This is a genomic window from Natrialba sp. PRR66 (assembly GCF_034808065.1).
Taxonomy (GTDB): Archaea; Halobacteriota; Halobacteria; order Halobacteriales; family Natrialbaceae; genus Natrialba; species Natrialba aegyptia.
The window spans coordinates 19,702-37,899 of record NZ_JAXHGN010000006.1 but is presented as its reverse complement, the minus strand read 5'-3'; the positions used below and the strand labels follow the sequence as shown (position 1 = coordinate 37,899).

Genomic DNA, 18,198 nt, shown 5'->3' with positions numbered 1-18,198 from the left:
ATGTTCCGTCATATTATGTGGACATCAGTCGACCGAGTCTGATGGTATTCACTTCAACCAGATCATCACTAACACTTGATACTGTCTTGACCGTTGTCGCAGACTGGACGTCTCCAATCCTGAGACCGACTTCCTCGAGCAACCAGTCGTCGGCATCCGATTCTCTGGCGCCAATGAGGATTTTGCTTAGATTCATGCCGACCCGCTGATGGAGGGTCCGGATTTCCTCGAGACCTCTGAATATCTGCTTGGAGTGTGAGCGAAGTGATTCGATGTCGTAGATATCGCCCAGTACTTCGATGACAACCGGGTTCGATGGCCCAATAGTTTCCTTTTTGAGCCAGTTCGCTATCTGGTTGGATGTTCGCGTCGGATCGTGATCTGGGTCATTGGCTGCTTTCCATTCTTTCAGATCATCCTTGATCCAGCCAGCCATGGTCCCTTTCGAAGGGTCCTCCCCATCCGAAAGGTTAAGCGCTTCACGCTGGGCTTCATTCGGACTGAGCTGCTCCATGATCTGGTCAAGTCCGGTCACCCACAGGTCCAGCATCGAGAGATAATCTTGGAATGGTCCCCGGCACTCAGAATGAATCTTCTCCACGACGTGTTCGAAGATGTCCCGGCGGCTGTCGTCCTTGATCACGATAACCTCATCACCGGGATCGAGTGCTTGGGCTGCGATCCGAACTCGAGAAAGGCTGCTCCCACTGTGATCCAGTTTCCAGAGGAGGCCTCTTGGCTGTTCATATAGGCTGGTTCCGTCGCTGAACTCGATTTGCAATGCCTCAACCTCACCCCTGTCGTTCGCCATCGCGTCCGCACCTGAACGACCGGCGTTGATCGTTTCCTGCTGTTGCCCTTGGTCGAATTCCTGTTCTGTTGCCCAGAAGTCGTCCTCGCTAGGGGTAAGATCACCCAGCTGGATGGAAAGATCATCAGGCGACACCGAGTCACTCTTCCCAATTCCTCCACCACCGCCATCACGCGCCGAGGATCTCAATACTTCGACGTCACTCACCACTGTATTTGATGCAAACGCCGATCCGTATTGATAAGGACCGGGGGCACGCGGTTCAGTGGAACGCGTATGCTCTGTGAGTTGCTCCCGGTTGAGGTCCAGTTCCTTGGCTAAGTGATGCTGAGGCCCACCACCAGCTCGCCATTCAGCCTTTCGCAGGACATCCGAAAGCCGCCGTTTGAACCGGGACTGGTTCCATTTGTACATCAGGAACCGGTGTTCGGCCCCTGCACCGGCGAGTAATGCCGGGTAGTGACTGTTCGTGGGAACACCCGGGAAGAGCAAGATATCCGATTCAGGAATCGTGTGCGGGCTATAGAGATTGTGGAACTTGACTCCCGATCCCAACAGAACGTCCCCCGAGAGTTCCGTTCGGTCGGTGATAAACGACCTGATGATAGACTCCTGCTTTCTCGTCGATGCCAACACGGTCATCGACTGACCTGAGTCAACTGCACTGCGGATCTGGGACGCCATTTCCTCGGCCTTTGGATTATCCTCTCGGAGGATGTCAGTCATCCGCTCGAAGGCATCACAGCAGTCCTCAATCTGCTCGCCCAGACCCAGAATCTCATCATCAAGGGACTCCCGCCGCTTCCGGAGGCTGTTGATCTTGCGAGCGATCGCCTTCCCCGATCCCCAGCTCTCCGTGTCGTCCAGCCGCATCAATGAATCGTGATAATCGACCGAGGATAACAATGTATCCAGATACGAATAGATAAAGTACGAATTGGCGACGCTCTGGTGAGCGAACGAAGACACATGGGATTCTTCTCGGACGGTTTGTGCTGCTTCATTGGTGAGCTCCCAGGCTTCCTTCGCAGCCTCTTCGAGTGGACCATGAGGAATCTCAATCACTTCGCGTGAGATTCCAGCAGAGACGTTCTGGAGTGGTCCAACCGACTCATGGAAGGGATTGGACATCCCCTGTATCTCTCCCTCCTCGCCCCCGCTCGCTCTGACCATCTCTACATCTGCGACCGGCGAGAGTAACGAGTCAGAGGCGTGCTCGAGCTCATTATGGCTCCAGCCCCAGAACAGCGTTTCGTCCTCCCCGTCTTCGAAGTTTTCGTTTTCCTCCTCGAGCACTTCCAAGTAATCGTGAGTGGGGGAGTCAAAGATCATGATCCGGGGGACGTCGTTTTCGCGAGCCAGACGCTCGTAGCCCTCCTGCGTGGATCTATCATCGAGCAAGCCAGTTGTGAAGTCAAGCACCAGTCCTGAAAGCGGAATTTCACAGCCGCTCGCAATTTTCTTGCCGAAATTCGTGTGGACGATGGCTGCCTGATTGGGATCTCCATCCCAGTTCCGGGGCTTGTGGTTAGTGATATAGCTGACTGACTTCCCGTCTCCGGTCCTAACCATCGGTGCGGTGAACTCACCGAGCGGCTCCGGTTCGATTCCGGGAGCCGAGAATTTCTGCCCGATTCCGAGACTGAAATACTGGTCCCGGATTCCACTTCGGTTGCTCACAAACAGTGCAGGTGGGCCATCTCCTCGGCACTGATACCCGATGGCAAGCAGGACCGGCAACTGGACGAAAGTTGGTGGGGAGGGATAGATTATGGCAATATCCCGGCTGTTTCGAAATACCGCAGCCGAGGCAGCGATGTAGGTCCGGTCCATCCGGGTAAACGCAGCAGTTTCTCCGTGATATCTGATTAGTCCGTCTCTATCAGTCTCCAAGACCGGGGCCGCCCTTGTATCAATCTCTAAAACATCTCCCTTCGACATACAAGATGAGTAAGCGTCATCACCAGACGGATATATGTTTTTCCCAAACAGTACAATATATCTATATTAAATCAGCCGAACTGCAGACCAGACCTAAAGGAGATCCATGGATCAGTTAAGTCCAGCGACACAGTCATTCAGGAACTGATATTCTTTCTGTAACTGTACGGCGTTTCTCACTTCGGAATCCAGAGTTGAGCCGCCACCCATAGTGTGAATAATTGGATTGTAATACGCGACGGCATTCCAAAGATTGACGATATCATCCAGAGAAACACTATATCCGGCGATATCACGTCGTATGAGGTATTCGCCGTCATACTCAGTCACAAGGTTCACAAGTGTACTCAGTTTTACCATCGAGAGCCTGTCCCGGTGCAGTTCACGCGAACTACGTGTACCAATATAGATGTCGGTACGCTTCTCCCAGTCCGGAAGTTCTTCCCTGATCAGATTCCGGAGTCCGATCTCCAGTTCGGAGAAATAGTCAAAAAGATGAATAAACACTGGAATCGGTTCAGATCAAATCGCGTCATAATACCTTCCACATCATCTCTCTCCTCCACAAAGACGAACCGATGTGACCCGAGTCTGTCAATCAGGTCAGCAAAGTTGGCATCGGGTTCGATAAGATACTCCGACGAGAGTTCTGTAGCTTGGTCTCGCAGTCTGTCCCTCGGCATTGATCGAAGTTGCTGTCGGGAGATGAATCCAGTCAGGCCACGGCGCTTGTCGGGATCCTCGAATATAAGTGCAGCATCAAAGTCTAGGTAATGAAGGTCGATATAGGTCTTTGAGGCAAGTTCATCGAGGCTGTAACCCTTGGGATTCTCAGTCATCATAGCTGCAACCTCAAACGGACGACTGCTGTCCACCCGTTGGCCCAGCATCGCCTCAAAACGCTCTGGGTTATACGAATAACCACTTTGACCAGCGTCATGGTCTTCATGTGTGATCAATGTTGCAGCACGTAGGCCGCTGATCCCCTCTATCTTTTCTGAGCCGTACCGCTTTATCGAGTCTATCTGATAGTAGAGCTGATCCCGGAACGTTGCCAGCTCCTCGTCGCTTCTGAATCCGGGGCCAGTAAACAGGATCGCTCTCCCGTCTGTACCGAGATGTCTGAGGACCTGTTCGAAATATAGTGCTGTGGGATCCAGAATTTCCGAATCGACGGAGAGGCTTACATAGTTCGCCGCGTATTGCTTGAACTCCTCGTCCTCGAGGTTATCCAGATCAACTGGCTCATCCACACAGAGGATGTAGTCAAATTCGGAACCGAAGTCGAATTCTGGATTCAGGAACTGGCCGTTGATCAAGGTCAACTCCGAGAACAGCTCGGTATGCTCGGTAGCTACCAAGTCATCTCTCTCGACGAAGATCGGTCCCCCCGGTGGCTTTGCTGTGATACTCTGGTCACAGTACCGCTCGAGTACATCAACTCGGCATCGACTTGGTGTTTCTCCCGTCTGGATCACCACACCTCAACCCGGTCGAACGAGTCTGGAAACAGTTGAAGTGGACGATGTCGCCGATCATCCACGATGAACAGGAGTTTCACGACCTAGTCAAAGACGTATTCGACCAAGTGACACAGCGAGTTAGCTACACCAAAAAGTGGGCAAAGGAATTCCATGTCTTTCAAAAAATTTCTTTATAATTAATATATTATTTATTCGGCAACTCTTCAGGAACAAGGTCATAGATTCCGTGACCAAGTGGCTCAACGATATCATCTTGCTTCAGCCGACCAAGACGCTCACGAACATATTGTGAGGAATATCCTGTCTCTTCAGCAATCAACGGCGCATTCGCTCTCCCTTCACGAAGCACGTCGACAATTGCCCAATCGGCATCCCGCATGTCGTCTGCGTCCATAGATTGAGTTGCTATACTCATTAGTGTTTGATAAGTGGGCGGCAATCGCCAAAAACCTATGGGCCATAACCTACAACCAATAGGTTTAATTGGGCTGGCGAAATAATACAGAATAGAGACCCAGGGTTGCCAGGGAGAATCTTGGCCGGCTGATGGCACAGCCGACCTCGGTCTTGGCTAGAAGACCAATGTCAATTCAACCACGCACAACCGAAACGGTTTCGGCTCGCAGTCGCACCGACCACCGACCAGACTACATCCTCGTCGGCGTCGACACCGAGGACGCACACCACGTCTACCGCACCCCAGACGAAACCGTCCACGTCATCCACAACACAAAACGCACCTACCGCTACGACCTCGAGACCGTCAACCAGCGAATCAACGACTGGATCGAGTACGTCAAAGACGAACGAGGCTTCAAAAGCCAACACCTCTACTCGAGCCTCACGAGCTCATTCCTCGACGCACTCGAGGGTGACGACCGATGAAAGTCGTCACCACCCCTACGCAACTCCTCGAGGGGTTTCCGGTCGGTCCCCACGGCACCACCAAGTGCCAACACTGCAAGTACCGACTATACGAAGGCGACCGTGCGACCGTCCTTGCCTCCCGCCCAGCCGACACCGACCGTTGGGCGATCCATCGACCCTACTGCGTGGCTTGCAGTTCCGACACCATCAAAGAGCCAACACTCGGCTGTACGGAGCTCTTAGCCCAGTGCCGACTCGGCACCCGCGCTGATCTGGCCACCCAGCAGACACGATTAGTCGCTCTCGAGCCCGAGATCCAAGACTCGAGTCCACCCACCAACAAGACCACCGAACCAGAGGCGACCCCCATCCCGAATCGGTGAGACCCTAACACGCACTCGCGCCGACAGCCGGTGAGCCACTGCACTCGGCTGTCTGCATTCTCCGCATTCGCTTCCAGGACTCGATGGTACGCCACTCCAGCCGCCAGTCAGCACGCCCCCAGCTCCCGCTCACACTCGAGGTGAGCCCACTATGACCGACGCGGGACTTACGCCGACCCAACAGCCGCCGCTGTCCCCACAAGCCAGCCTCAAGGTCGACACTGATCCCATCTCAAAGCTCTGGGAACAGCTATTCGACCACCAGTCAATCCAAGACCAATTCGTCCGTGCCGTGCGTCGGTTCGCCGACGGCCGCACTGTCCCCGAGTGTTACGACGCCCTCGAGGAGAAGAACGTTCCCTACTGGTTTCGCTCCCGGATCCTCGAGGTCGCTCGCGGCAACCGTCGCAACGCGTGGCGACTCGCCGCCGATCTCGTTCCAAAGCTCGGGCAGGGCCATGCGAGTCTCGAGGATCTGTTCGCGACCGCCCAATTCTTCGCTGTCCACGTCCCCGACGACCACCCACCAATGGTCGCGGTCTCCATCGATCGGGCTTTCGAACAAGCCCCACGTCGTAAACGCGAGACGATCTGTCGCTTGTTCGCTGTCCTCGCAACGGGCTTCGATGTCCGTGTCATCGCAACCGGACGGACCCAGCACTGGCTCGCTCGAGAGCACCGCGAAGATCTGCCCGGCGTGAGCGAATGGCGAGAGACACACCACCCTACTGGGGACCGCGTCGACGACGCCCTCGAGGCGCTGGATCCAGACGGCCGAAAGGTCGACCTCCTCCGGCAGCTCGCGGATGAACCCGCCCAAACACTCTCTCGGCACGCGCTGCGGGCAATGCACGACGTCGATCGCAGCCGAATCTCCCAACTGCTCGTCTCCGAAACGAACTCGCTCACTGAACTCGGCCTGGTCGCTGAGTTCGGACCTGCCGATGATCGAACTGTCGAGTTGCTCGAGGCCGGCCGACAGCTACTCGAGCAGCTGGACACCCAGGTCGGCCGTCAGCAGGAACTTTCGGAGGCCGTGAGCGACACCGGAACATCCTCCCAACAGTGCCGTGTAATCCCGCGCACACAAGGGGTGGGGGATGACGGCAGCGAGGACAGCAACCCCTACCGGACGGCCTACCTCAACCGTCCAGGGCATGCCGCCGCCGCTGGCTGTAGAGAGAACGGCGGGATCACCCTTGTTGAGGCCCCGTTCGAAGACCGTACGGACGGCCCTGACCATACTCGATACGTGAGTTTCGACGGTGATCGCGAGGAAGCCGTGGTCGCGGTTCGAGCGAATGGAGCCCTGCAGTATGTGGTGAGTCTCGCGATAGCGTTAGCCTCACCGCGATTGCTCAACCGAGCGCTCACTGACAACCGCCTCGAGTCACTGGAAGACCCGCCGGCAATCTTGCGAGGTGCTCGCTGTATCGGTGCACTCTCGGATGAGGCACTCGAAGATCCCGAAAGGCTTCGTGAGGCGTTCATCGAGTGGGGCACTGACCTCGAGGATCTCACCGCAAAACTCGCAGCCGGCGGCTATGAGGATCGTAACCGCTTCCGCAGCAAGATTATGCGCTCCGCTCACGGCCTTGCTGGCTCGATCATCCATCTGCTCGATGCCCTCAAAATCGATATCGTTCGAGAGCTTCGCGTCCCGTCGGGACTCGAGACCGATTCGCTAGACGAGCTCGCAACGTCTCTCAGTATTTCGGCCGCGGTTCAGGGGAAATACGGTGTGTTTGCCTCGTACCGGCAGCTGTTCGAGTCTCGCGAGGCAAAGCGTCGCACCGCACTCACACCGACTGTTGATGCAGATGACCCGCTGGGGATGCTCATCGGCTCTGTCGTCGTTCGCGGTGAGGATGTCCACCGACTTCACCCATACCTTGAGGAAGCACTCGAGAGGCCAGCAGCGGTCGCTGATGACGCTCCCGAATTCGCTGTCCATGTCTCCCTCTCGACGGTCGATCGAACGGGCTACGCAATGGCCGCGACGCGGATCCTACAGGCCAAGAACCTCCGACTGACTCGAGACAGCATCTCGCTACTACAGGCGTTAGTCAGCTCACCGTACGCTGCTGCTCGAGCACTCCAGCAACTCGCCACCGAAGACGAGAGCCGAGAGCTCCGGCCGGACGAACTCCGCTACGCGTTGGGAACGCTCGACTCCGAGCAGTTGCTCGCCGATCTTCCACCGACAGTTGCCCGAATCGTTCAGACGCTTCTCACAGCCGAAAACCGCCTGTCACAGCGTGACCTCGCCGACCGAGCGGGCGTCTCAGCACGGACCATCCGGAACTATCGCAACCAGCTCGAGGCGTTCGATCTCATCCGTATTGACGAGAACGGATATCGTCTGGCGTTATCGTTCCAGACTACTTCCGAACGCCGCGATTCGGTTGTTCCAACAGTCCTCGAGGAGAACCAGACGCTCCTCGACGCTGCCGACGCATTGCTCGAGACAATCCTCCCGCCAGAGCGATACAGTGATCCCGACGACCCACTTGGCAGCGTACTGTTCTGGCCACCGGACCCCCAGCGATTACTCGATCACCACCGAGTTGGCCCGTGGCTGCAACTAGCAGCTGCGCTCACAGTAGCAGGATCTACCGGGAACAACCAGGCCGTGCAGATGGGCCCACCACTCGAGCAGCAAGTGCTTTTGCGTACAACTCCCTAGATTTAGGCACGGTTTTTGCCACACCACTCTTCGAACGCGTTCTCAAATTCTCTGAATAGGTTCCGGTGGAAGCTACCGATATACGGGAGTGGGTATCGTTGATCCTCATCTGAAGCATGGACTAAGTAGTCGCCAGCGCTATCGAGATCACCTTTTGGCGTTGCTTCAAAATCCCGTTTCTGAAAGTACAACTGATAGCAGTCACTTCCATTTTGAGTCCCTTCGTATTGGACCTTGAGACACCAGTAGTCGCCATGTTGGAAGTCATTTCGTAGTCCCCAGAGAAACATTCCTCGCCGAACATAGTCTGGTGCAGCCTTGTTATCTCGCGCCGGGAGGAAATATCCCTTTCTGATGTGCTGGTTCAAGCGCTTGTTTAGGATAGACCGAATCTGTTCGTTGTAGGAGTACAGTGACGAAACATAATTGTGTATTCGTCGATAGACCTCGTTTTCTACGTCTGTGTTATCGGCTCCTTCTTCAACGATGATTGTTCCTGTAGAGGATACATCATCGCACATCTGAGCTAGCTCGTGAAAGTTTCCGTGGACAATATAGGCTGACGACCGCGCTCGTGTGAGATCACGGTCAGTAACCGGCTCCGCCGGTCCTTTCGTATGACCCAGTAACTGATCTATCGTATTTGTAGAACCAGACTTGCCCATTAGAAATGTCGCTACTCGTCGTCAGAAGTGCTCGACATTTTCGCCGCAGCCTCACGGTCCTTCAGAAGCTGCTCTTTGGACTGGCCAGTCGTTTCAGCCAGTTCATCCACAGTAGGGATATTCTTTAGGGCCATCTCCTTGGCATATATTCTCCGTTCGCCCAATTATATCTTTCGCACAGTCAGAAACTAGACGCCCTCGGCGCAGCCAATACATTTCTCGAAACGATCCTCCCACCAGATCGCTACAGCGGCCCCGACGACCCGCTCGGTGGTGTGCTGTTCTGGCCGCCGGACCCCCAAGGGTTACTCGATCACCACCGAGTTGGCCCGTGGCTGCAACTAGCAGCTGCGCTCACAGTAGCAGGATCTACCGGGAACAACCAGGCCGTGCAGATGGGTCCACTACTCAAGCAGCAAGTGCTTTCTCATACCTTGTGACTACGCGCTTCTCTTTCTAGCAGTATTTTCTCTATGTCAATATATAGCCGAACATACCCCTATCCAGAGATAGTACTACCAACTATTGTCACGGAGAAATAGATATCCGGCTATATCACTATTATAAACCGGTTTACTATACTCATGCTTCGGATCAGGTGATGTCACGGGATGCGGAGCGCCAGGCTGACTGGGTATCACGACGAAAATACCTGCTTGCATCTGCTAGCGTGGGAGCAGCTGGAGTGGCTGGATGTCTCGGTAGCGGGGACTCCGACTCTGAGTCTTCAGACACACTGACCGCCGAGGGATCGTCGACGGTGTATCCCATATCAAACACCGGTAGTTCCTACTGGAACTCCAACTCGCCGCCGGACGACGGCGAGTACTGGGGGGCGAATGACGAGTCGTCGGTTCCCGGATGGGATCAGATCGAGACCGATAAGAACATTGCGGACTATTTCGCGGGTCTGTACGGCTTCGAAGAGACCGGCGAACGATCGAACCCGCCGTTCAGCACGCAGGTCGCATTGAGCCACTCTGGAACTGGCTGTGAGGCCGTCCGCGACGGCCTCGTCGACATCGGTAACTCCTCGGGACCGATCACCGCAGAGCTCGATATCAGCGAGGAGGAGCGAGACGAGAACTACGTCGATCACGTCGTTGGCCGCGACGGTCAGCCCGTTTTCGTCAGTCAGGAGGTGTACGATAGTGGCGTCGAGCAGCTCACTGGCGAAGAGATTCGGGGAATCTACCAGGGAGAGATATCTAACTGGAGCGAGGTCGGCGGCCCCGATCAGGAAATCTATGCGGTCGGTCGCGCCGAAGGATCGGGGACTGACACCACTTTCCGAATGAACATGCTCGGCGACGCTGAGGCAGAGATGGATGTTGATACTCGCCGCGGACAGAACCAGCAGGTTCAGCAAGTCCTTCAGGACAACGACAACGCGATCGGCTACATGGCACTGGCGTTCTCAGGGTCGGGCATTCAGGCAATTGCCATCGACTTTGATGGAACTGTCTACGAGCCAGATCCCGACGCCGAGAATACCATCTTCGACGCTGAGTACCCGTTAAACCGCGACCTGCATATGTACACTCGGATCACCGACGATACTCCCGACGGGACGGACAAGCGTGAAGCCGCGTTCCTCAACATGTTCCTGACCGAATTCGGCCAGCAGTTATTCGTCGAAGATCAGAACTACATCACGTTGCCGACCGCCGATCTGGAAGCTGAAAAGGAAAAACTCCCCGATCAGGAGTAAGCTAACCGACCGTTTTGGCACGATTCACGGCAAGATACACAAATACTATGATACTATGAGTTCACACACTGGTTTGGGGATTCAGGATTGGAGGAAACATGTTGAGCAGCGGCTTCAGCGGACTCGAGAGTTCGTCACCGAGACGGAGCCGGCTGCACTCGCGATAGTCATCCTGTCGATCGGGTCGCTTCTGACCGCATTCGGGGGGTTTCTGTTGGCGTCATCGTGGACAGCCATTCCCTTCGCCACGTTTCTCGTTTCGACCGGCTACGGTTGGATTCGACATCAGGCTCTCATCGCACGGACTGTCACGTTCGCCATGACGACCGTGACTATCGTCACACTGGGACTGATTGTCGTTTTCATCTTCTACGAGGCAATTCCGGCGTTCCAGTACGAGAGTGCGACCGTCTTCGGCGTCTCTGTGCCTGGACTGGGGATGTTCATCCAAACGCGATGGGACGCGGTCACTGAACCCGTTCGCTACTCGCTGCTGCCGATGATCCACGGAACTGTAATGGTGACGGCTATTGCGACCCTCGTGGCGGCCCCATTAGGAGTCGCAACGGCGCTGTTCATCGCCGAAATCGCGCCGCCAACCGTTCGAGAACTCGTCAAACCCGGCATCGAGATACTCGCGGGCATTCCCTCGATCGTCTACGGTTTCATCGGCTTTACGGTAATCAACCCGTGGACGAGCACGGAGTTCGCACTCAACGGCGGGTCGACGTACCTGTTCGTTGGGTTAGTTGTCGGGTTGATGGCGCTACCGACGGTCGTCTCTGTCGCTGAAGACGCACTGACAAGCGTCCCCGACTCGATGAAGGATGGAGCGCTCGCTCTCGGCGCGACGGATTGGCAGTCGATGACATCAATCACGCTCCCAGCAGCGTTTTCGGGCGTCTCGGCAGCCGTCCTGCTCGGTGTCGGTCGAGCCATCGGCGAGACGATGGCAGCGACTGTAATGCTCGCAGGAACCCAGGCAATTCCTGACCCGGTGACCAACGTCTTCTACGGCTACGAGACGCTTACGTCGCTGATCGCTCGAGGCTATGGCTCTTCCACTGGCGTCCACGAAAGTGCTCTCTTCGCTGCAGGCATCGTCCTGTTCGTGACCGTATTGTGCCTCAGTATCGCTTCGCAGTACATCGAGGCGCGTATGCGTCGACGCCTTGGGGGGGCCGAGTGATGAGCCGTGCGACCGAAACCGCACTCGTTCGGGAAGGGCGCAGCAGCTATGAGGGTGCCGCCGCCACCGCAATCGGCCTCTCCGGAGTGATGTTTGCTGTCGGATTGGGTACGCTTGTCGATGTCCTCGAAATCACCACCCCCGTCGCAGGCGTCCAGTTATCGACAGCGATGGGAATCGTGCTGCTCTCGCTCGGAGTGGGAATCATCAGCTTCGGTCTCGCCTCACGGCTGGACTACGTTGATACCCGTCCTCAACCCAGTGCAGGCATCGTCGCCGCGGTCGCGTTCACGGGCGTCTGGTTCGCGATCGGTGCGCTCGTCGCTGGCGCGATTGGTCTCGGAACGGTCAGTTGGATGGCCGTCGGACTGGTCGCAGGGGCGGTCGCATTTGCTGTGACTGCGTTCTCCCGCGAAGATATTGGATCGACACTACCAGCCGGGAGCGTGGCCGTCCTCGGCGGAGTGGCACTCACAATCGGCGTCATCGGCCCCGGTTGGGAGTGGGTGCTCGTCAGCTACAACGCGACGCTGTTCGGTGACACCGCCGTCCCAGTCGTCGTGATGTTTGCATCGCTTCTAACCGGCTGGGCGGCCGCCAAGGCCTACGGCGGATTCGGTACCCGCGGGCGCAACGTCGGCGCGTACGTCTTAATATACTTGATTGTCCTTTCGATTCTTGCAGTTCTGGTTGGACTTGTTGCATTCGTCGTGGTCAAAGGGTCACCTGGCTTGTTCCATGGTTTCTCTATCGGTGGCGAACAAGTGATCAGCTGGCCGTTCCTGACTAACGGTGCGTCGTTGCTGGCCGACGTTGCAGGTGTGTTTCCCGCACTGGTCGGCACGGTCTGGTTGGTCATCGGCGCCGTCCTTTTCGCGGTCCCGACCGGTGTTGGCGCAGCGGTATTCCTCAGCGAGTATGCCGAGCAGGGCCGGTTCACACAGGTCGTCGAAGTCGCAACAAACGGTCTCTGGAGCACGCCCAGCATCGTCTTCGGGCTCTTCGGCGCTGCCTTCCTCATTCCACGCTTTGGCAACAACAAGTCGCTGATCGCTGGCATGCTGACGCTCGGGTTCATGCTGTTGCCGCTAGTGCTGATCACGAGCCGCGAGGCGATTCTGGCAGTCCCCGACGAGTACCGCGACGCCAGTGCTGCGCTGGGCGTCTCTAAGTGGAAAACAATCCGCAGTGTTGTCCTGCCCGCGGCGGTCCCAGGGATTACGACAGGCGTCATCTTGGGGGTCGGCCGCATCGCCGGGGAAACGGCACCCATCCTGCTGACGACCGGCGGGGGTGTGTTGCCTGGTAAGTCAGCCGCTCCCAGCGTCCTCGGCGGCTTCCAGTTGAGCGCCTCGCCACCCTTCGTCACCAACCCGTCACTACTCGAGGCAACTAGCGCGCTGCCCTACCAGTTGTATGCATTGATCACGGCGGGGCTCAGCGGAAACATCGAGGCTCCCCAGCAGTTTGCGTGGGGACTGGCACTGACACTGTTGCTCGTCGTGTTGGTGTTCTATGCGATCGGTATCGCAACGCGATACTACTTCAGAAAGAAACTCCACCAATGAGTCAAACAGACCCTGTCGACGCGACTGATGAGATGAACCGCACAGCCGAACAGACGATATCGACGACCGACGGCGAAACCGCCGAGGAAACACGTTCGGAGTGGGTCGACTACGATACCGGCGGCAAAACGAAACTCGCAGTCAAGAATCTGGACGTCCACTACGGTGACGACCACGCCTTGAAGGATGTCTCAATGGATATCCCCGAACAGAGCGTGACAGCACTCATCGGACCGTCTGGTTGTGGCAAGTCGACGTTCCTGCGCTGTCTCAATCGGATGAACGACCGCATCCGGAGCGCCAGCATCAACGGGACGGTCGAACTCGACAGTGAGGACATCTACCAGGATGGGATCGACCTCGTCGAGTTACGCAAGCGCGTGGGTATGGTATTCCAGAGCCCGAATCCCTTCCCGAAATCGATTCGAGCAAACGTCTCCTACGGGCCGCGAAAACACGGTGATATCGAGACAGGATTACTCGCACGGCTGACCGGTCGCGCCGATCCTGAAAGCGAGGAGGAACTCGTCAAGCGCTCACTCGAGCGAGCCGCGCTTTGGGAAGAGGTCAGTGACCGACTGGAAGACAACGCGCTAGGTCTGTCGGGCGGCCAGCAACAGCGGCTCTGTATCGCCCGGTGTCTAGCAGTCGATCCAGAAATCATCCTGATGGACGAGCCAGCCTCAGCGCTCGACCCGATCGCTACCTCGAAGATCGAGGATCTCATCGAAGACCTCGCACAAGACTACACGGTCGTCGTCGTTACTCACAGCATGCAACAAGCCGCCCGAGTCTCTGATCAGACGGCAGTCTTCCTGACCGGTGGTGAACTCGTCGAGTACGACAACACCGAAAAGATTTTCGAGGATCCTGAAAGTCAGCGCGTTGAGGACTATATCAGCGGGAAATTCGGGTAATACGCATGGCTCGAGAGGACTACCGTGAGTCGCTCACCGAGTTACGTGACGGCGTCGAATCGATGGCCAAGACGGTACTGACCCAGCTCCGGCGAGCACTAACATCGCTCGAAGACGGCGATGAGATGGTAGCCCGCGAGGTGATCGACACCGATGGGGCCGTCAACGAACGGTACCTCGACCTCGAGGGCGACTGCATACAGTTACTAGCACTCCAGCAGCCCGTCGCCTCGGACTTGCGGTTCGTCGCCGCCTCCTTCAAGATCCTCACCGATCTCGAACGGGTCGGCGACCTGGCGACAAACCTCGCTCGCTATGCGCTGGCCGATGCCTCAGGAGCGTTCTCCAAGATCGATATTCACAGGATCGGCGATGAAGTTCACAATCAAGTCCAGGCAGCTATCGATGCCTACGTCGCGGACGACACCGACGCCTGTCGGACGATCAACACCCGCGACGACGAAATCGATGCGCTGTGTCAGCGCGCCAGCGAGGCGGTCGTACGCGAACTCATCGCCCGCGAGGCTAGCGCCTGGGGTGTCGAACAATTACTGGACGATGTCTCGCGGGTACTGCTGACGATTCGTGACTTGGAGCGGATCGGCGACCATGCCGTCAACATCGCCGCGCGTACCCATTACATGGTTGAGAATGACCCAGAATTGATCTACTGATACTGATACTGATACTGATACTGATACTGATACTGATACTGATGATCCGACTCGTGTTGCCGAGGAGATGACGACATCTATGGAAACGAGAAAACTACAGGAGGCCGGCGGCTATACCCATACTGTCTCGATCCCCAAGAAATGGGTGACTGAGCACCGGCTGGAGCCGGGCATGGAACTGCAGCTGTACACCCATCTCGACGGATCGATCGTCATCCGTTCCTCGGCTGAGGATGTCGAACAACTGGCCGAGGCGACCGTCGAGGTTGACGGTGACGATCCTAAAAGGATCCGACAGGCAATCCAGATGGCCCACACGGGCGGCTTCGAAACCGTAACGCTGACACCGAGACAGTTGTTCACCGACGCTGGACGCCGAGGTGCGCGGTCGGCGGTGCGAAACTTAGTCGGAACGGACGTCCTCGCCGAGTCCGAGACAGAAATCACGGTCAAGCACCTCATGGACCCCTCGAACGTCTCGATTTGCCAATCGCTTGTCCAAATCCAGTACGCCGCGCTGTTGTTACACGAGGACGCGACAGTGGCGTTTGTCAACGCCGACGACGCTCGCGCTCACGTCGATGAGCGCGCCGACAGGGTCGCCCGCTTTGCACAGTTGATTACCCGACACTTCTCGCGGTCGCTAATTTCGCTCGATGAACTCGACCGACTGGACGTTTCGCGGCCGGACCTGTTCGACTACTACGCAACCGCACACCGGCTCAGCGCCGTCGCCAACCGGGCAGTCCGGACCGCCCGCATCGCCGAGAAACTTCCTGAACCGCTCTCCGAAGAGATCGCTGGGGACGTACGTTCGGCTGCCGAAGACGCCAGAAACGCCGTTGATACTGCGGTGGCCGCTATCCTCAAGGACGAAGACGGTGTTAGTACGGCTCACGAGGCGATAAAGTACCGCGACGATGCCGTCACGGCGGTCGATACGCTCGAACAGACGCTGTTCGACGGCTCGTGCGTGGAGTCCGTTCCCACGGCGGTCGCGCTGACCAGCGCACTCGACCACCTCCGCAGGACCGCCGATCACGGCCACGCTATCGCCAGGATCGCCGTTCAGGCCGCAATCCGTGCTGAGAATCTTGATAACCGGGCTTGACGCGCTAACAGCTATCCCAGACTTCCAGTCGCTGTCAGTTGGCTGCTCCTTCTGTCATCGATTTTCCTTCCCACTGTCGCGGCAATAGCGTCGCTACTCGACGCTGGGTTGATGCTCCTTGATGACAGCCTCGACTTCATTCCACGCAACTGGTGACTCCATCTCACCCAGCGCATCGTCGATATCTTCCACCCGGTCACCAAAGCGCTCGTACCACGGAGACTCGGCACAGTTGGCGAACCGCTCGCCCAGCGCATCGTGATGCGCCTCCAGGTCGTCGAGTCGCTGGTCGACGCCCGCCGGTCGATCGGCCCCCTCACGATCAGCCCACTCTCGGAGCGTTGCCAGCTCATATTGTATGTCATCTACCATTAGTGCAGTAACGCGGTGTTGGATCGTCCCCTGTACCCACACAACCGCAGCGTCGTCCTCGAGTTCAGTATCGTCGGCCGCCAGATCGGTGGCGACGCTGTCGAGTTCGTCTAGCGACTGCTCGAATGCATCGATATCGTCAACGAGTTCTGCGACCCGGTGGTCGGGGTCTTCGAGCCACTCTTCGAAGGTCCCTAGTTCGAGCTGAAGGTTGTCGGCGGCGCGCTGGATTTCATTAGCCGTAGCTGTAACCCGCCGGATTTCCCGGGCGAGGTCGTAGAGATCGCCATCGTGCTTGTGATTGATGATTATCTGAACGCGATCTCCGAGATCGGTCGTTCGATCCTCGATGATCTCTAGACGCGTCTCAAAGGGGTTGAGACGGTTCGTGACGAGATCTAAATCCGAAACAGGTTCGGCGGTGTCGCGGACATCTTCCAGCGAGGTGGCCGCCAGTTCTGCGCGCGTCTCTGCGGTCGCTACTACTTTCGAAGCGTTCGCCAGTGCACCGTCGACGGCCGTCCGGCGGATGACACCGTCCTCGGCGACGATAGCAAGCGTCTCACGGATCGTGTCTGACTCCGCCGGCTCGTCGACGACAGTCACCGCCGCCTCCAGCGATAGTCCGTCGAGGCCCGCACGCGCCTCACGGATCTCGCGTCTGTCCATATTCGGTCGTTACGACCGGTAATCCGTTAGTCGTTCGGTTCGTGTGTTTCATTGTCGACTGAACTCGGTCTTGCTCCCTGGATAACTGGTCTGTGCCTTCGAGACGAGACAGCCAGCAGGTGATGGTCGCGTCATCTTTCGGTGCGAGCGGTTCTGCGTGCGCTCGAAGATATTCGAGCCCGTCGTCGGTCATCGACATTAGTCTCATCTATCACAGACCCTATAGGTTCTCTTTGATCGTCACAATACTGCGTTTGTGCGGCGCATGTTCAGGATCAGTCGTCCGTCTGCAGAAGTGCAAAAGTGGACATAACCCCCGAGAAAGACGGGAGTTTACCGCCGATGAGCGCCTGCGCTATTCCGGTGACCTAGTCCCCGCTGTTGCAGTGGGCAGGCCCGAGCCGAGCGTACGCGTCTGCGGTGGCGCGCAGTTCAGTGAGCGAGTCGTTGAGCGTCAGTGGACCGGGGAGTTGTTCGTCGATCTCTCTGAGGTCACGTTCGGCGTTACGGAGTGCTTCGTGAAGGCCGCCAGTGGGTACCCGTCCGTCATCGACGGCGTCGCGTTCCGGCTGAGATCCCTGATCACCGTCCACCGAGTCGTTCGTTTCGAACGTCACTGCTGTCCCAGCAGCATCGGTACTGACAGTGTCATTGCGACTCTTCTCGGTCCCACCTGCCGTGTTCGGGCTGTACTCGGAACCGGTACCGTCGGTCATGACGAGGGACACCTCAGAGTCCCTTCAATACCGCAGGAGAGTCGTGTTACTGCTTGAATGGTGCGATGCATCAGTCGTGCGGGATGTTTATATCCCGTGAGAATGTACGCAAACATGCTTGCAAACCCCGGACGGGTTTGGAAGCCACGTCTCGGATGGTGCAACATCCGGGACACTTTCGTGTCCATTTAATGGCTTCCGTTCTAATTGTTGAACGGTAACGACTTATATCTACCGTTGATCGGCAAGAAGATGGGCATTTCATCACCATCTACCTGTGTTAAATCACCAGACAGCATCAATCACCGTCAATAAATAGAGTGGATGTTACGTGAAATAAAAATCAAATGAAACTATTCCCCTCGAAGTGTTCGAACCGTGGTCGAGCATGTAGCGATGAGTGGTGCTTTTCAATTGCTCTTGAGAGGCGTCTT

The 18,198-nt window shown here is 56.8% G+C and carries 14 protein-coding genes and 1 pseudogene; 10 read left to right on the top strand and 5 right to left on the bottom strand.

Annotation, left to right across the window (positions count from 1 at the left end; all coding sequences use genetic code 11):
• Positions 1-13: 13 nt before the first annotated feature.
• Together SM755_RS19415 and SM755_RS19410 are read right to left on the bottom strand one after the other, a co-directional pair.
• The gene (locus SM755_RS19415) at positions 14-2,752 is read right to left on the bottom strand and encodes a hypothetical protein (protein WP_323174099.1); all 2,739 of its coding nucleotides are present in this window, start codon (positions 2,750-2,752) and stop codon (positions 14-16) included.
• Positions 2,753-3,201: 449 nt separating this feature from the next.
• Positions 3,202-4,233 (bottom strand): hypothetical protein, encoded by a 1,032-nt coding sequence (locus SM755_RS19410; RefSeq protein WP_323174098.1) that lies wholly within the window; start codon positions 4,231-4,233, stop codon positions 3,202-3,204.
• On the opposite strand from SM755_RS19410, the pseudogene SM755_RS19405 reads away from it, so the two are divergent.
• Positions 4,188-4,412: pseudogene (locus SM755_RS19405) on the top strand (transposase); the annotation flags it as partial. The gene SM755_RS19410 and the pseudogene SM755_RS19405 overlap by 46 nt on opposite strands.
• Positions 4,413-4,420: 8 nt before the next feature.
• Here the strand turns inward: SM755_RS19405 and SM755_RS19400 are convergent.
• Positions 4,421-4,630, bottom strand: coding sequence for a winged helix-turn-helix transcriptional regulator (locus SM755_RS19400; RefSeq protein WP_323174097.1), 210 nt, complete (start codon positions 4,628-4,630; stop codon positions 4,421-4,423).
• 188 nt (positions 4,631-4,818) lie between these two features.
• Here SM755_RS19400 and SM755_RS19395 point away from each other — a divergent pair, with 188 nt between their 5' ends.
• The 9 genes from SM755_RS19395 to SM755_RS19355 all read left to right on the top strand — a co-directional run bounded on the left by SM755_RS19395 (position 4,819) and on the right by SM755_RS19355 (position 16,007).
• Positions 4,819-5,121 carry a hypothetical protein gene (locus tag SM755_RS19395; RefSeq protein ID WP_323174096.1) on the top strand — a complete coding sequence of 101 codons (303 nt, stop codon included), beginning with the start codon at positions 4,819-4,821 and terminating at the stop codon, positions 5,119-5,121.
• Positions 5,118-5,486 carry a hypothetical protein gene (locus SM755_RS19390; RefSeq protein WP_323174095.1) on the top strand — a complete coding sequence of 123 codons (369 nt, stop codon included), beginning with the start codon at positions 5,118-5,120 and terminating at the stop codon, positions 5,484-5,486. Before SM755_RS19395 ends, SM755_RS19390 begins: the two co-directional genes overlap by 4 nt.
• A gap of 151 nt (positions 5,487-5,637) precedes the next feature.
• On the top strand, positions 5,638-8,172 hold the full coding sequence (locus tag SM755_RS19385; protein ID WP_323174094.1) for an HTH domain-containing protein: 2,535 nt from the start codon (positions 5,638-5,640) through the stop codon (positions 8,170-8,172).
• A 1,266-nt stretch (positions 8,173-9,438) separates the two neighbouring features.
• Complete coding sequence (locus SM755_RS19380; protein WP_369335264.1) at positions 9,439-10,548, top strand: PstS family phosphate ABC transporter substrate-binding protein; 1,110 nt, start codon at positions 9,439-9,441, stop codon at positions 10,546-10,548.
• Positions 10,549-10,603: 55 nt separating this feature from the next.
• The gene (gene pstC / locus SM755_RS19375; protein WP_369335263.1) at positions 10,604-11,737 is read left to right on the top strand and encodes a phosphate ABC transporter permease subunit PstC; all 1,134 of its coding nucleotides are present in this window, start codon (positions 10,604-10,606) and stop codon (positions 11,735-11,737) included.
• Positions 11,737-13,305 (top strand): phosphate ABC transporter permease PstA, encoded by a 1,569-nt coding sequence (gene pstA, locus SM755_RS19370; protein ID WP_323174092.1) that lies wholly within the window; start codon positions 11,737-11,739, stop codon positions 13,303-13,305. Before pstC ends, pstA begins: the two co-directional genes overlap by 1 nt.
• Before the next feature lie 32 nt (positions 13,306-13,337).
• A complete protein-coding gene (pstB, locus tag SM755_RS19365) occupies positions 13,338-14,222 on the top strand; it encodes a phosphate ABC transporter ATP-binding protein PstB (RefSeq protein ID WP_323174347.1) in 885 nt (294 codons plus the stop codon).
• 5 nt (positions 14,223-14,227) lie between these two features.
• A complete protein-coding gene (gene phoU, locus SM755_RS19360) occupies positions 14,228-14,896 on the top strand; it encodes a phosphate signaling complex protein PhoU (RefSeq protein WP_323174091.1) in 669 nt (222 codons plus the stop codon).
• A gap of 79 nt (positions 14,897-14,975) precedes the next feature.
• Entirely contained in the window at positions 14,976-16,007 is a 1,032-nt protein-coding gene (locus tag SM755_RS19355; protein ID WP_323174090.1) for a phosphate uptake regulator PhoU, read from the top strand.
• 93 nt (positions 16,008-16,100) lie between these two features.
• Here the strand turns inward: SM755_RS19355 and SM755_RS19350 are convergent, their stop codons facing one another.
• Together SM755_RS19350 and SM755_RS19345 are read right to left on the bottom strand one after the other, a co-directional pair.
• Positions 16,101-17,048, bottom strand: coding sequence for a halo transducer protein (locus tag SM755_RS19350; RefSeq protein WP_323174089.1), 948 nt, complete (start codon positions 17,046-17,048; stop codon positions 16,101-16,103).
• A 368-nt stretch (positions 17,049-17,416) separates the two neighbouring features.
• Positions 17,417-17,764, bottom strand: a complete 348-nt coding sequence (locus tag SM755_RS19345) for a hypothetical protein (protein ID WP_323174088.1) — start codon at positions 17,762-17,764, stop codon at positions 17,417-17,419.
• Positions 17,765-18,198 lie beyond the last annotated feature (434 nt).

What these genes read in the sequence shown, in the direction of transcription:
- SM755_RS19415 (WP_323174099.1), bottom strand. Translation starts at nt 2,752, where the DNA reads ATGTCGAAGGGAGATGTTTTAGAGATTGATACAAGGGCGGCCCCGGTC.
- SM755_RS19400 (WP_323174097.1), bottom strand. Translation starts at nt 4,630, where the DNA reads ATGGACGCAGACGACATGCGGGATGCCGATTGGGCAATTGTCGACGTG.
- SM755_RS19395 (WP_323174096.1), top strand. Translation starts at nt 4,819, where the DNA reads ATGTCAATTCAACCACGCACAACCGAAACGGTTTCGGCTCGCAGTCGC.
- SM755_RS19390 (WP_323174095.1), top strand. Translation starts at nt 5,118, where the DNA reads ATGAAAGTCGTCACCACCCCTACGCAACTCCTCGAGGGGTTTCCGGTC.
- SM755_RS19385 (WP_323174094.1), top strand. Translation starts at nt 5,638, where the DNA reads ATGACCGACGCGGGACTTACGCCGACCCAACAGCCGCCGCTGTCCCCA.
- SM755_RS19380 (WP_369335264.1), top strand. Translation starts at nt 9,439, where the DNA reads ATGTCACGGGATGCGGAGCGCCAGGCTGACTGGGTATCACGACGAAAA.
- pstC (WP_369335263.1), top strand. Translation starts at nt 10,604, where the DNA reads ATGAGTTCACACACTGGTTTGGGGATTCAGGATTGGAGGAAACATGTT.
- pstA (WP_323174092.1), top strand. Translation starts at nt 11,737, where the DNA reads ATGAGCCGTGCGACCGAAACCGCACTCGTTCGGGAAGGGCGCAGCAGC.
- pstB (WP_323174347.1), top strand. Translation starts at nt 13,338, where the DNA reads ATGAACCGCACAGCCGAACAGACGATATCGACGACCGACGGCGAAACC.
- phoU (WP_323174091.1), top strand. Translation starts at nt 14,228, where the DNA reads ATGGCTCGAGAGGACTACCGTGAGTCGCTCACCGAGTTACGTGACGGC.
- SM755_RS19355 (WP_323174090.1), top strand. Translation starts at nt 14,976, where the DNA reads ATGGAAACGAGAAAACTACAGGAGGCCGGCGGCTATACCCATACTGTC.
- SM755_RS19350 (WP_323174089.1), bottom strand. Translation starts at nt 17,048, where the DNA reads ATGGACAGACGCGAGATCCGTGAGGCGCGTGCGGGCCTCGACGGACTA.
- SM755_RS19345 (WP_323174088.1), bottom strand. Translation starts at nt 17,764, where the DNA reads ATGACCGACGGTACCGGTTCCGAGTACAGCCCGAACACGGCAGGTGGG.